The organism is Agromyces seonyuensis (genome assembly GCF_009789225.1).
GTDB lineage: Bacteria > Actinomycetota > Actinomycetes > Actinomycetales > Microbacteriaceae > Agromyces > Agromyces seonyuensis.
In genome coordinates this window covers 40,700-53,480 of the sequence record NZ_WSTA01000018.1, presented here as the reverse complement: position 1 = coordinate 53,480, position 12,781 = coordinate 40,700, and the positions used below count along the sequence as shown (strand labels likewise).

Below are 12,781 nucleotides of genomic sequence, written 5' to 3'. Positions count from 1 at the left end.
GTGCGCTCCTCCGGTCTCGCGGGCCCGGCGCCCGCGCCGGCGACGACGATCGTGCCGGGCATCGGCGGCACCGGCGAGCGCCGCCCGAGCGGCGGCTTCGGGGCGAACGGCCGGGGCAGCGGCGCGCGCTCGAGGCGCACCGCGGTCGAGAGCGGCTCGGAGTACTGCAGGTTCAGGTGCACGGGCCCCGCGCCGGGCGAGGCGATGCGGTTGCCGAGGTCGTCGGTACCGAGCGCCGCGGCGTATGCGTGCCGTGCCAGGCGCTGCACCGCGGGCACGTCGACCGCGCCGGCCTCGACGGCGGGCTCGTCGCGTTCGAAGCGCACCATCGGTCCGAAGATGCCGGGCTGCCGGGTCGTCTGGTTGGCGCGCGTGCCGCGGAGCGCCGCGGGGCGATCGGCCGTGAGGGCGATGATCGGCACGCCCGCGTGGTGCGCTTCGAGGATCGCCGGGTGCAGGTTCGCGACCGCCGTGCCGGAGGTCGTGACGATGAGCGAGGGACGGCCGGACTCCAACGCGAGTCCGAGCGCGAGGAAGCCGGCGTCGCGCTCGTCGATGCGCACGTGGAGGCGCAGCGCACCCACCCGCTCGAGTTCGGCGGCGGCCAGCGCGAGCGCCTGCGAGCGGGAACCGGGCGCCACGACGACGTCGGAGACGCCGATCGCCGCGAACTCGGCGAGCAGCGCGAAGGCGTGCTCGGAGGCCGCGCTCAGGGGCGCGGGATCAGGCATTCGGTCGGCCGGTGCCCGCGTCGCTGCCGTTGTCGCCGTCGCTGCGTCGCGGCCGGCCCGTCTCGCCGTGGTCGCCGGGCTCTTCGTCGAGTTCGGCGAGCTCCTGCTCGAGGCGGCGGATGCGCTCCTCGGTCGCGCGATCGCTCGAGAGTCGGCGCAGGAAGTCGGGGTCGTCGTCGGGTGCTCCCGAGCCTCGACCGCTGCGGTACTTCTGGCGACGGCCTCGGCCGATCACGAACCAGAGCACGCCGCCGATGAGCGGGACGAACAGGATGACGAGGATCCACGCCCAGCGCGGCAGACCGCGCACACGGTCGCGCTCGACGAGCGCCGCGTCGACGATCGCGTAGATCGTGAAGACGACCAACGCGACGCCGAGGACAATCCAGAGCCGGACCATGCCCGACAGTCTAGGCGTCTCCCGGGCGTTCGGACCCGTCGAACCTGGGAGCCTCCACAGGAGGTGCGCACGTAAGCTTTCCCGCGTGAAATCGCTGCCCGTCTGGGTCTCCTACACCGCTCTGCGCATCGTCGTCTTCGCGGTGCCGCTCGTGGTGCTCCTCTGGGCGGGCGTCAACCCCTACGCGTCCGCGATCGTCGCGGCGCTGTTCGGTTTCGCCGTCTCGCTCGTCTTCCTCCGCAAGCCCCGCGAATCGATGTCGGGCAAGCTCTACGCGGCCCGCCACGGCGAGGGCGAGGAGACGCCGAAGCCGAAGCGCGCCGAGCGCTCGGCGAAGTCGGGACCGAGCGACGAGGATGTCGAGGACGACGCGATCGACGGACCGGCCGACCGCGGCTGAGCGCGGCCGACCGCTCCGGTCATCCGATGCTCGACGGCCGTCGAACTCCGGGCCCCGAGGTCAGAGCGCGAACGCCAGGCCGAGGCCCACGCCGTAGACGAGGGCGACGAGGCTCGTGAGCTGCAGCGCGAGGATGAGCTCCTTCGACGTCTTCGCCGTCAGGGTGATGAGGGCGGCCGGGATGGCGGCGAGCAGCGCGAACAGCACGAGCCACGACCCCGGGTAGAGCAGGCCGAAGAAGATCACGAAGCCGAACGGGATGAGCAGGAACGCGACGTAGAGGATGCGTCCGACGACCGGTCCCACGAGGACGGCGAGCGTGCGCTTGCCGGCCGCGGCATCGGGGCCGAGGTCGCGGAGGTTGTTGACCATGAGGACGGCGCACGCGATGAGGCCGATGCCGACGCCGCCGATCCACGCCTCGAGGTTGACCGTGCCGGCCTGCACGAACGCGGAGCCCGCGGTCGCGACGAGCCCGAAGAATACGAAGACGAACAGCTCGCCGAGGCCGAAGTAGCCGTAGGGCCGCTTGCCGCCCGTGTAGAACCAGCCGGCGACGATCGCGGCGGCGCCGACGGCGAGGAACCACCAGTGCCCGGTGAGGATCGTGAGCGCGAGGCCCGCGGCGGCCGCGAGGGCGAAGAACGCGAGCGCGACGATGAGGACGGTGCGCGGCCGCGCGGCCCCGGAACCGGTCAGGCGGGCCGGTCCGACGCGGAAGTCGTCCGTGCCGCGCACGCCGTCGGAGTAGTCGTTGGCGTAGTTGACGCCGATCTGCAGCGCGAGCGCGACGACGAGCGCGAGCACCGCGTAGAGCGGGTGCCAGAGGCCGCGCTCGGGCAGGGCCACGATGCCGGCGCCCGTGCCGAGGGCGACGGGGGCGATGCCGAGCGGAAGGGTGCGCAGCCGTGCGCCGGCGATCCACGCGCGGACGCCCGTCGGCGCCGGGGCACCGGTGGACGTCGTCGCACGGCGCGCATCCTGCGCGCGCTTGGCGGGGTTGCCGCTCGCTCCGGCCTTGCGGGCGGGGATCTCGGCGGCGGGGTTCAGACGCTGGGGTTTCGGGCGGGCCACGGAAGCCATCGTAGGACCGCGTTCCCATGCCTCCGCCCAGAATGCCCCGCCGTCCCACTGCGAGCGGCAGCGCCGGGCCGTTCGCGGCTGCCGGAGCGCCCCGGGCTGCTGCGGGACGCCGTCAGGCGAAGAGTGCCGCCGCTGCGCGACGGTCGGGCTTGCCCGAGGAGAGCAGCGGGATGCTGGCCGCGAACGCGATCCGGGTCGGTCTGGCCGCCGTCGGGAGACCCGCGGCGTCGATCGCGGCCGCCAGGGTCGCGAGTGCGGATGCCTCGTCGGTGCGGCCGTCCACCGCCGCGGCGAGCACCGCGGGCCGTTCGCCCCACACGGGGTCGGCGACGCGCACGACGACGGCGTCGGCGAACCCGGCCGCTGCCCGGACGGCGCGCTCCACCTCGCCGAGCACGACCTTGACGCCGCCCGAGATGATCACGTCGTCGGCCCGGCCCGTGACCCTGAGGATGCCCGTCTCGCCGAGCATCCCGAGGTCGCCGGTGCGGTACCAGCGGCCCTCGGCATCCTCGTGGAAGGCGGCCGCGGTGCGCGCGGGGTCGTCGAGGTAACCGGCAGCGAGCGCCGGGCCGCCGAGTTCGACCTGTCCGTCGGTCACCCGCACGCGCACGCCCGGCAGCGACCGACCGTCGTAGACGCAGCCGCCGGCGGTCTCGCTCGAGCCGTAGGTGCGCACGATCCGCGCACCGAGCGCCGCCGTACGTTCGGCCGTGTCGGCCGGCAGCGCCTGTCCGCCGACGAGGACGGCCGCGTACGCGCCGAGTGCGCGGGCGGCGTCGTGGTCGGGGTCGCCGGCGGCCGCTTCGACGAGCCGGGCGAGCTGCACGGGGACGAGCGAGGTGTAGCGCGGGCGGGCGTCGCGCGTGCGCATGATCCGCATGGTCGCGTGGGCGAACGCCTCGGCCGTGAACGGCCCGTCGGGCAGCACCTCGGGCTCGTGGCCGGCGACGATCGAGCGCACGAGCACCTGCGCGCCGGCGATGTAGTGACCGGGGAGGGCGAGGAGCCAGCGTCCGTGGCCCTCGAGCGCAGCGGCGGATGCCTCGGCGCCGGCGATGAGGGCGTCCGCGGCGAGCGCGACGCGCTTCGGCCGGGCCGTCGAGCCGCTCGTCTCGACGACGAGGGCGATCCGCTCGTCGACCTGGTCCGGGACACCGGCGACCGCCTGGTCCGCTGCGGCGAGCGGGAAGACCGCGGGCCCACCGTCGAGCGCTGCGGCCAGTGCGGCGCGGAGCGCGGGGACGTCCTGCCCCGGGACTCGGATCAGCGGCTTCATGGTCTCGATTCGCTCCGCACTCGACCGGCTGAGGTCAGTACTGCCAGGGGAAGGGCGACCAGTCGGGCTCGCGCTTCTGCAGGAACGCGTCACGGCCCTCGACCGCTTCGTCGGTGCCGTAGGCGAGCCGCGTCGCCTCGCCCGCGAAGACCTGCTGGCCGACCATGCCGTCGTCGACGGCGTTGAACGAGAACTTCAGCATGCGGATCGCCGTGGGCGACTTCGTCAGGATCGTGCGCGCCATCGAGATCGCCTCGCGCTCGAGCTCGGCGTGGGGAACGACGCGGTTGACGGCGCCCATCTCGTAGGCGCGGTCGGCCGAGTACTCCTCGGCGAGGAAGAACACCTCGCGGGCGAACTTCTGCCCGATCTGCCGGGCGAAGTACGCGGAGCCGTAGCCGCCGTCGAAGGAGCCCACGTCCGCATCCGTCTGCTTGAAGCGGCCGTGCTCGCGCGAGGCGATCGTGAGGTCGCACACGACGTGCAGGGAGTGGCCGCCGCCCGCCGCCCAGCCGGGCACGACCGCGATGACGACCTTCGGCATGAAGCGGATGAGGCGCTGCACCTCGAGGATGTGCAGGCGGCCCGCGCGGGCCGGGTCGCCGACGGAGACTTCGTCGTCGGAGTACTTGTAGCCGTCACGGCCACGGATGCGCTGGTCGCCGCCGGAGCAGAACGCCCAGCCGCCGTCCCTGGAGCTCGGGCCGTTGCCCGTGATGAGCACGACGCCGACCGTCGAGTCCTGCCGCGCGGCGTCGAGCTCCGTGTAGAGCTCGTCGACGGTGTGCGGCCGGAAGGCGTTGCGCACCTCGGGGCGGTCGAACGCGATGCGCGCGATACGGCCGTCGAGGGAGCGGTGCGAGGTGATGTCGGTCAGCCGCTCCGCCCCGGGGGCGAGCACCCACTGGCTCGGATCGAACAGTTCGGAGACCTCGTCGCGCATGGGTTCCAGCCTAGTTCGGGTCTCGATACGCTCCTTCGTCGCTACTCGACCAGCGGGAGGAGGCGCTCCTTCGTCGCTACTCGACCAGCGGGAGGAGACGCTCCTTCGTCGCTACTCGACCAGCGGGAGGAGACCCTTCGTCGCTACTCGACCACCGGGAGAGCGGGCGGGAACGCCTCGCCCGCGAGCTCCGCGCCGTACGCGGTGAGGCTGCGGCGGTATCGCTCGACGAGCGAGCCCACCGCGCCGACCGCGAGGCCGACCGCTTCCCGCTCGCGCCCGGCGTCGGCGAGCGCGAGTGCGAGGAACGCGCGCAGTTGCGCCTCGTGCGGCTCCTCGGCGTGGGCGAGCTCGTCGGTGAGCAGCTGCACAGCGTGGTCGGCCTCGCCGAGGTTGCGCAACGAGCTCGCGAGTTGGATGACGCACTGCCGGCGCCGGTCCGGCTCGAGCCCCGCGGCGAGCGCGGCCCGGTAGTGCTCGACGGCCGTCGCCGCATCGCCCGTGGAGTCGAAGCTGCCGCCGACCTCGAAGTGGGCGATCGGATGCCCGTCGGCCAGCTCGGCGGCGAGGGCGGCGATGCGCTCCCGGAGTTCGAGGTCGGCGAGGTCCGCGGCCCAGACCGCATCGACCCGGGCCTCCCACTCGGCGTCGGGTGCTGGCCAGTTGCGGGATGCATCGTTCACCGAGTCATCCTGTCACGCGAGTGGGTAGGTGCTGCGGGTGCGCGGCACGACGCACCCGCAGCACCTACCCACTCGGGATGGCGGCGGAGCGGCGGAGCGGCGGAGCGGCGGAGCGCCACAGCCGCGGGCCGAGGGCCGCGGACCGAGGGCCGCGGACCGAGGGCCGAGGGCCGAGGGGCTACTCGGCCGTCGCCGTCGCGGCGGCCTCCTCGTGCGCCGCCCGGAAGTGGGCGTTCTCCATGATGCCGAGCAGGTTGCCGAACGGGTCGGCGAGCGTTGCGGTGCGGAATCCCTCGCCGCGCACGGTGATCGGCTGGGCGACCTGCGCTCCGAGGGCGACGATGCGCTCGAACTCGGCGTCGAGGTCGTCGACGTGCCAGAAGATGCCGGCCACTGCGGGAGCCTGCGCCTCCGCACCGGGCACGTAGGCCGCGTCGATGATGCCGAACTCGTCCTCGTCGTCGCCGACGCGGAACTCCCGGTAGCCGGGGACCGAGAAATACGGTTCGAGGCTGAAGACCTCGGCGTACCAGGCGGCGGCGGCCTCCAGGTCGATGGCGGTGATGTTGGCGGTGGCGAATCCTCGGAACATGATCGGAACCCCTCTGACGGATCGGTCGGGCGATCCCCTCGATCGCCGCTGATTCCAGCATCCTCGGGTGAAGTGCTCACCTTCTGACTACTTTTCCGAGGAAGATGGAGACATGCGCGCCGATCGACTCGTGGCGGCCCTCCTGCTCCTGCAGGCCCGGGGCCTCGTGACCGCGCGCGAGCTGGCCGAGGAGCTCGAGATCTCGCTCGCGACCGCCCGACGGGACTTCGAGGCGCTGTCGGCGGCGGGCATCCCGGTCTACCCGCAGGCCGGTCGCGGCGGCGGTTGGCGACTGCTCGGCGGCGGCCGCACGGACCTTTCGGGACTCACCGCCGACGAGGCCCGCGGCCTCTTCGCCCTGCTGGGCCCCGCGAGCGCCCGCGATGCGCCCGCCGGCTCCGCGCTCCGCAAACTCCTGCGCGCCCTGCCCGAGACGTTCCGCGCCGATGCGGCCGCCGCTGCGGACGCGGTCGTCGTCGACCCGTCGCCCTGGGGCGCAGTGACCCGACCCCGCCCGGCATGGGCGGACCTCTTGCAGCACGCCATCGTCGAGCGGCGCGCGGTGCGCTTCGGCTACGCCCGCAGCGGTACCGCCGCGGACCGCGAGGTCGACCCGCTCGGGCTCGCCGTCAAGCACGACCGCTGGTACCTGCTCGCCCGGCGAGGCGGCGAGCATCGCACGTATCTCCTCGACCGGATGACCGACGTCGAGGTGCTCGAGCGCACCTTCGAGCGCCCGGATGGCTACGACGCGACCGCGGCCTGGGCGGGCATCGTCGCCGAACTCGAGGCGAACCGCTCGCGCGTCGCAGCCGTCGTGGTCGTGGACGACGCGGTCGTCGATGCCCTGCTCGACCGGTTCGGCCGGCATGCCGAACGCCTCGGCGACGGCCCACCGACCCCGGAGGGACGCCCGACCGCTCTCGTACGCGCCGCCGCGCACAGTGATCGCGGCCTCGCCGAGCAGTTGGCGCCCTGGTCGGTGCGCGAAGTGCGCGACGCTCCCGGCGTGGCAGCGGAGCTCGGCGCCCTCGGACGAGACCTGGCAGCGCGCTTCGGGCGCGCCTGAACACTCCTCCCGCCCGAGCAGGAGGGCTCGGAGATCCACCGCTGCGACGGACTCGCCTTCGCAGGCCTCCCTCGCGTCCGACCCTGCCGATCGCACCGACCGGACGAACGGAGGCCCGACGTGCTCGAAGACCTGCTCGCGATGAGCGAGTACTACGGATCGCTTGCATCGAAGTCAGCGATCCGCGACAACCCGGAATCCGCTTCGTCGTCCCGGCCCGTCGGGCTCCCGGAACCGACAGCGGCGGAGATCCTTCGCCGCGCCCGCGTGGCGAGCGGACTGACTCAGGCGGAGGTCGCGCGACATGCCGGGGTCGCCCGGTCGATGATCAGCCAGTACGAGTGCGGCGACCGCGAGCCCTCGGTCGCGACCCTGCACCGGCTCGTCTCCGCGACCGGGCATTCGCTCGATTGGCGGCTGACGCCGATTCGCCGGCCGCCGGCGTGCGCCGAGGTCGCGGCGCACGGTTGGATGCTCCGCGGCGAACTCGCGGCGCAGGGTGCGCGTCGCCCGAAGATCGTCGGCAGCGTCGCCCGGGGCGAGGCCGTCACCGATGGGGCCGTGGAACTGCTCGTCGAGGTCGATGCGCGGTTCGACGTCGACCTCGGCCGGCTCGCACTGCTCGTCGAACGGGCAATCGGGCACCCCGTGCGGCTCATCGACGCGGGCGCTCTCGACGCGGCAGAGCTCGTGGCGCTGCTCGCCGACGCCGTCCCGCTGTGAACGGGGCTGCCCGGCTGCAGCGGTCAACCGCCGATGAGGGAGTCGCGCACCTGGCGGCGCAGCACCTTGCCCACGAGCGAGCGGGGCAGCTCGTCGACGACGTGCACGTGCTTGGGCACCTTGTAGCCCGCGAGGCCGCTGCGGGCGAAGTCGCGCAAGGCGCCCGCGTCGAATACGGCGCCCTCGCGGAGCTCGACGACGGCCGTGACGTCCTCGCCGCCGTCACGGCGGGGCAGACCGACGACGGCGGCGCCCAGCACGTCGGGGTGCCCGACGAGCACGAGCTCGACTTCCGACGGCGACACGTTGAACCCGCCCGTGACGATGAGCTCCTTGGCGCGGTCGACGATCGAGACGAAGCCGTCCTCGGAGACGGTCACGATGTCGCCCGTTCGCAGCCAGCCGCCGGGCAGCAGCGTCGCCTGCGTCTCCTCGGGCCGGTTCCAGTACCCGGCGAAGATCTGCGGACCCTTGAGGAGCAGCTCCCCCGCTTCGCCCGGGCCGAGGTCGACACGGGGGTCGTCGCGGTCGACGACCCGGATGTCGGTGCTCGGGAACGGCACGCCCACGGTGCCGGGTCGGCGCGTCGGACCCATCGGGTTGCCGATCGCGACGGGCGACGCCTCGGTCATCCCATAGCCCTCGACGAGCAGCCCGCCGGTCACGTCCTCCCAGCGCTCGACGGTGGGCACGGGCAGGCTCATGGCGCCCGAGATCGCGAACCGGATGCTCGACAGGTCGACGTCCTTGCGGCGCTCCGCCGCCCGCGAGAGCGCGTCGTAGATCGGCGGCACCGCGGGCAGGAACGTCGGCGGCGTGCGCTTGACCGCCTCGAGCACGGCCTCGAGCTCGAAGCGCGGGAAGAGCACGAGCCGCGCACCGACGCTCATCGCGAAGGTGAGGCAGAGCGTCAGCCCGTAGGCGTGGAAGAACGGCAGCACCCCGTAGAAGACCTCGCGGCCGGGCAGCATCCCGGGCACCCACGCCCGGCCCTGCATCGCGTTGGCGCGGAGGTTGCGGTGGGTGAGGATCGCCGCCTTCGGCGTGCCGGAGGTGCCCGAGGTGTACTGGAGCAGGGCCACGTCGTCGATCTCGGGGCGCGGGTGCCTCGCCGGCAGCGGCCGCACGTCGACGACGTCGTTCCAATCGCGCACCGACCTCACCGTCGGCCTCGCGGTCAGCGCCGCGCGCGCGTCGCGCGCCTTCGGCAGCGGCAGGCGGAGCGCGAACCGCTTGCCGAACGGCAGCGCGCGCGAGACATCCACGGCGACGACGCCCGCGGGGCGCACGTCGGCGTCGAACCCGGCGACGAGGTCGGCGACCTTGTCCCAGACTATCGCGAACTTCGCCCCGTGGTCCTCGAACTGGTGGCGGAGCTCCCGCGGCGTGTACAGCGGGTTGTGCTCGACGACGATCGCGCCGAGGCGCAGCGCCGCGTAGAACGCGACGACGTGCTGCGGGCAGTTCGGCAGGACGATGGCGACGCGGTCCCCGCGCTTGACGCCGAGGCGGCGCAGGCCCATCGCGGCCCGTCGCACGGCGTCGCCGAGCTCGCGGTACTTCGTCTCGCGGCCGTAGAACTCGAGGGCGACCCGACGGCTGTGCCGCCGCACGCTCGTCTCGAACATGTCGACGAGCGACTCCGTCACCTCGGGGATGTCGGCGTCCACCCCCTCCGCGTAGGAGCTGAGCCAGGGACGTTCCTCGAAGGCGGGCATCCTCCGAGGCTATGCCGCCGTGCTTGCGGCTGCCTGCATTTGCGGATGCCCGCGCAATAGGGTTCGAGGATGAGCGGACTCGACGGCGAACTCCCCGGACTCGGCGAACTCCTGACGAACGCGCACGTCCTGGCGCTGCCGATGGTGACGCGCTTCCGCGGCATCACAGTGAGGGAGGCGATGCTGCTGGAGGGCCCGCACGGGTGGACCGAGTTCTCGCCGTTCCTCGAGTACGGCGACGACGAGGCCGCCGCATGGCTCGCCGGCGCGATCGACTTCGGCTGGCGGGCTGCCCCGTCGAGCCGGCGCGACGCCGTACGGGTCAATGCCACGGTCCCGGCCGTCGACCCGGACGAGGTGCCCGCGGTGCTCGCGCGCTTCCCCGGCTGCCGCACTGCGAAGGTCAAGGTCGCCGGCGCCGATCAGACGCTTTCGCAGGACGTCGCGCGGGTCGCCGCCGTCCGCGAGGAGCTCGGCCCGGAGGGCCGCATCCGCGTCGACGCCAACGCCGGGTGGAGCGTGGATGCCGCCGAACGGGCCATCCACGCTCTCGCGCCCTTCGACCTCGAGTACATCGAGCAGCCGTGCGAGTCCGTCGACGAGCTCGCCGAGATCCGCGAGCGGATCGCCTACCTCGACGTGCCGATCGCGGCCGACGAGTCCGTTCGCAAGGCGTCGGATCCGCTCGCGGTCGCCGAGGCCGGTGCCGCGGATCTGCTCATCGTGAAGGCCCAGCCGCTCGGCGGCATCCACCGCGTGCTCGACCTGACGGCGCGCACCGGCCTGCCCGTCGTCGTCTCGAGCGCCCTCGAGACGAGCGTCGGGCTGGCGATGGGCGTGCACCTCGCGGCCGCCGTCGAGGGTCTCGACTACGACTGCGGGCTCGGCACGGCCGCGCTCCTGGCCGCCGACGTGACGGATACCCCGCTCTTGCCGGTCGACGGGCTCATCCCGGTGCGCCGGGTCGTGCCGGACGCCCGGCTCCTCGCCGGCGGCGCCGCCTCGCCGGAGCGGCGCGACTGGTGGATCGAGCGGCTCGCGCGCTGTCTCGACGTGCTCTCCGTCCCGAGGCCGGCCGAGTAGGAGCACCCCCGCCGGTCGAGTCGGAGCGAAGCGACGTATCGAGACCACGTGACGGGTCTCGATACGCGACTCCGTCGCTACTCGACCAACCGCACCCCGACACCACGTGACGGGTCTCGATACGCGACTCCGTCGCTACTCGACCAACCGCACCCCGACACCACATGACGGGTCTCGATACGCGACTCCGTCGCTCCTCGACCGCCCGGCGATCAGACCCCGCCGCCACCGCCGCCACCGCCGCCGCCGCCCGCGGAGCCGCCGCCGCTCGACCCGCCCGAAGTCGAGGACGAGGCCGTCGCGGCGGAGGAGAGCGTCGCGATCGACGACGAGAACGACGACGCGTTGAACGCGCTCGCCCCGAAGTACCAGTACGGCACCGTCGACGTCTCGCCGTAGTAGACCATCAGTCGATCGGCCCACTGCTGCTCCTGCCCGAACACGACGGCGAAGGGCAGCAGGCGCTCGTAGAGCTTGATCATCTCGCGGGGATCGTCGGTCGCGATCGGCACGCGCTCCGCGCCGGTCGGCGACTGGAGCATCCGGATGCGGTCGGCCTCGGCCCACTCGATGAACTCCTGGAGGCCCCGCAGGTGGTCGCGCACTTCGGCGCCCTCGGCGCTGAGCGGGCGGCGCGCGACGACCGCGATGATCGCGAAGACCAGGATGCCGGCGGCGATGAAGCCGAGGATCGGCCAGAGCGGGTCGACCCACGCGGAGAGCGCCGCGATGCCGAAGACCAGGGTGAGCGCCGCCGCGCCGACGGCCGCCGCGATCGGCAGGGCGCGCGTCCCCCGCGGCACCGTCTTGCGCAGCCCCCGGGCTTTGAGCTCGGCGTCGGCCGAGCTCAGGATCTGCTGCGCCGCGGAGGAGAACCGGGTGTCCTGATTGCCGAACTCGTAGACCGCGCCCGGACCGGCGCCGCGGAACAGCCCGCGCAGGAGCATGGTGCCGTCGCCGTCGGCCCGCGCCGGATCGACGAGCTCGACCCGCAGTTTCGCCTTGCCCCAGAACCGCTTCTCTCCCTCGACGATACGGATCGAGCCGACGATCGCCTGCTCGAGCACCTCGGCGGGGATGCCCTTCGGCTGCCTGCCGAGCAGGACCGCGGCCTCGAGGGCGTCGACCTGGCGCGGCGGCTCGTACTCGGCGATGATCGTCGGCCGGCCGGGCTCGTCCCCGAGACGACGGATCCGGACGATGATCGCCCACCCGAGCGCGCCGATGAGCGCGAGGAACGAGAGCGCCTGCGCCCATCCCCAGCCGGAGCCGAGGTAGGACGTGTCGAAGAGCACGAAGGTGTCGGGCGCGAAGCCGACCGCGATCGTCATGGTCTCGTACGGTCCGAGCTCCGCCGCGGCGGCGGTGACGGCACGGCCCTCGCCGTCGGCGGCGACCTCGACGGCGCACTGCGCGGTCGCGTCCTGCACGCCGCGGTAGCAGGACTGCTCCCCCGTGAGGGAGCCCGCGAGATCGCCGCCGACGTGCAGCGTCGCCGTCATCGTGCCGAAGGGCTGCGCCCAGTCGACGCCGTTGACGTCCCAGTAGAACTCCTGACCGCCGCCCTCGAAGGTCCACGTGACGTTCTCGAGGTCGTAGGTGAAGACGTAGGTCTGCGCGCCGTGCACGTAGTCGGCGGCGCGCGAGGTCATCGAGAACACGCCGTCCTCCTGGGTCACCTCGGCGGGCCGCGGGGCGCCCGTCTCGTCGGTGATCGAGACGAGCGCGGGCTCGTTGGGCTGCCCGTTGTACGCGTCGGGGATGCTGCGCCGCATGCCGCGGTTCTGGTCGTACTCGGGGAACACCGCGACGAAGGTCTCGACGACCCGCAGCCGGCTCGCGCCCTCATCGTCGCGCGTGAGCGTGTAGTCGACGTCGAGCGACGCGAACGAGAAGTCGTCGAGATCGGCGCGGACCGGTCCGCCCACGGCGGCCGCCGAGGATGCCCCCTGCGCCGGCGCGGGGGCCGCCGAGGCGGCGACGGGCTGCACGAGCAGGAGGGCGGCGGCCGCCAGCACGGCGGCCGCCGCCCTCCTGAGGAAGCGGGTGCGAGAGGGCATGGCCCCCAGCGTAGGAC

13 protein-coding genes are annotated in these 12,781 nt (G+C 73.2%); 4 read left to right on the top strand and 9 right to left on the bottom strand.

Going from position 1 to position 12,781, the window contains the following annotated elements; genetic code table 11:
• Together GB864_RS05935 and GB864_RS05930 are read right to left on the bottom strand one after the other, a co-directional pair.
• Positions 1-731 (bottom strand): thiamine pyrophosphate-binding protein (locus tag GB864_RS05935; protein WP_272898167.1); only part of this gene is annotated, 731 nt, incomplete at its 3' end.
• Positions 724-1,131, bottom strand: coding sequence for a PLD nuclease N-terminal domain-containing protein (locus GB864_RS05930; protein WP_160423424.1), 408 nt, complete (start codon positions 1,129-1,131; stop codon positions 724-726). The genes GB864_RS05930 and GB864_RS05935, both read right to left, overlap by 8 nt.
• A gap of 85 nt (positions 1,132-1,216) precedes the next feature.
• Here GB864_RS05930 and GB864_RS05925 point away from each other — a divergent pair, with 85 nt between their 5' ends.
• A complete protein-coding gene (locus tag GB864_RS05925) occupies positions 1,217-1,531 on the top strand; it encodes a DUF4229 domain-containing protein (protein WP_160423423.1) in 315 nt (104 codons plus the stop codon).
• 60 nt (positions 1,532-1,591) lie between these two features.
• Here the strand turns inward: GB864_RS05925 and GB864_RS05920 are convergent, their stop codons facing one another.
• The 5 genes from GB864_RS05920 to GB864_RS05900 form a co-directional block, all read right to left on the bottom strand.
• Complete coding sequence (locus tag GB864_RS05920; RefSeq protein WP_160423422.1) at positions 1,592-2,614, bottom strand: 1,4-dihydroxy-2-naphthoate polyprenyltransferase; 1,023 nt, start codon at positions 2,612-2,614, stop codon at positions 1,592-1,594.
• A gap of 112 nt (positions 2,615-2,726) precedes the next feature.
• Positions 2,727-3,893 carry an AMP-binding protein gene (locus tag GB864_RS05915; RefSeq protein WP_160423421.1) on the bottom strand — a complete coding sequence of 389 codons (1,167 nt, stop codon included), beginning with the start codon at positions 3,891-3,893 and terminating at the stop codon, positions 2,727-2,729.
• A 34-nt stretch (positions 3,894-3,927) separates the two neighbouring features.
• Positions 3,928-4,836 (bottom strand): 1,4-dihydroxy-2-naphthoyl-CoA synthase, encoded by a 909-nt coding sequence (locus tag GB864_RS05910; RefSeq protein ID WP_160423420.1) that lies wholly within the window; start codon positions 4,834-4,836, stop codon positions 3,928-3,930.
• A 143-nt stretch (positions 4,837-4,979) separates the two neighbouring features.
• Positions 4,980-5,519, bottom strand: coding sequence for a tetratricopeptide repeat protein (locus GB864_RS05905; RefSeq protein ID WP_160423419.1), 540 nt, complete (start codon positions 5,517-5,519; stop codon positions 4,980-4,982).
• Between the two features lie 178 nt (positions 5,520-5,697).
• A complete protein-coding gene (locus tag GB864_RS05900) occupies positions 5,698-6,111 on the bottom strand; it encodes a VOC family protein (protein ID WP_160423418.1) in 414 nt (137 codons plus the stop codon).
• A gap of 112 nt (positions 6,112-6,223) precedes the next feature.
• On the opposite strand from GB864_RS05900, the gene GB864_RS05895 reads away from it, so the two are divergent.
• Together GB864_RS05895 and GB864_RS05890 are read left to right on the top strand one after the other, a co-directional pair.
• Complete coding sequence (locus GB864_RS05895; protein ID WP_160423417.1) at positions 6,224-7,180, top strand: helix-turn-helix transcriptional regulator; 957 nt, start codon at positions 6,224-6,226, stop codon at positions 7,178-7,180.
• 120 nt (positions 7,181-7,300) lie between these two features.
• Positions 7,301-7,903, top strand: coding sequence for a helix-turn-helix domain-containing protein (locus tag GB864_RS05890; protein WP_160423416.1), 603 nt, complete (start codon positions 7,301-7,303; stop codon positions 7,901-7,903).
• Between the two features lie 23 nt (positions 7,904-7,926).
• Here the strand turns inward: GB864_RS05890 and GB864_RS05885 are convergent, their stop codons facing one another.
• Entirely contained in the window at positions 7,927-9,621 is a 1,695-nt protein-coding gene (locus GB864_RS05885; protein ID WP_160423415.1) for a long-chain-fatty-acid--CoA ligase, read from the bottom strand.
• A 69-nt stretch (positions 9,622-9,690) separates the two neighbouring features.
• Here GB864_RS05885 and GB864_RS05880 point away from each other — a divergent pair, with 69 nt between their 5' ends.
• Positions 9,691-10,704 carry an o-succinylbenzoate synthase gene (locus GB864_RS05880; protein ID WP_160423414.1) on the top strand — a complete coding sequence of 338 codons (1,014 nt, stop codon included), beginning with the start codon at positions 9,691-9,693 and terminating at the stop codon, positions 10,702-10,704.
• A gap of 212 nt (positions 10,705-10,916) precedes the next feature.
• Here GB864_RS05880 and GB864_RS05875 read toward each other — a convergent pair whose 3' ends face one another.
• Positions 10,917-12,764, bottom strand: a complete 1,848-nt coding sequence (locus GB864_RS05875) for a DUF2207 domain-containing protein (protein ID WP_202107010.1) — start codon at positions 12,762-12,764, stop codon at positions 10,917-10,919.
• Positions 12,765-12,781 lie beyond the last annotated feature (17 nt).

What these genes read in the sequence shown, in the direction of transcription:
- GB864_RS05930 (WP_160423424.1), bottom strand. Translation starts at nt 1,131, where the DNA reads ATGGTCCGGCTCTGGATTGTCCTCGGCGTCGCGTTGGTCGTCTTCACG.
- GB864_RS05920 (WP_160423422.1), bottom strand. Translation starts at nt 2,614, where the DNA reads ATGGCTTCCGTGGCCCGCCCGAAACCCCAGCGTCTGAACCCCGCCGCC.
- GB864_RS05915 (WP_160423421.1), bottom strand. Translation starts at nt 3,893, where the DNA reads ATGAAGCCGCTGATCCGAGTCCCGGGGCAGGACGTCCCCGCGCTCCGC.
- GB864_RS05910 (WP_160423420.1), bottom strand. Translation starts at nt 4,836, where the DNA reads ATGCGCGACGAGGTCTCCGAACTGTTCGATCCGAGCCAGTGGGTGCTC.
- GB864_RS05900 (WP_160423418.1), bottom strand. Translation starts at nt 6,111, where the DNA reads ATGTTCCGAGGATTCGCCACCGCCAACATCACCGCCATCGACCTGGAG.
- GB864_RS05895 (WP_160423417.1), top strand. Translation starts at nt 6,224, where the DNA reads ATGCGCGCCGATCGACTCGTGGCGGCCCTCCTGCTCCTGCAGGCCCGG.
- GB864_RS05885 (WP_160423415.1), bottom strand. Translation starts at nt 9,621, where the DNA reads ATGCCCGCCTTCGAGGAACGTCCCTGGCTCAGCTCCTACGCGGAGGGG.
- GB864_RS05880 (WP_160423414.1), top strand. Translation starts at nt 9,691, where the DNA reads ATGAGCGGACTCGACGGCGAACTCCCCGGACTCGGCGAACTCCTGACG.
- GB864_RS05875 (WP_202107010.1), bottom strand. Translation starts at nt 12,764, where the DNA reads ATGCCCTCTCGCACCCGCTTCCTCAGGAGGGCGGCGGCCGCCGTGCTG.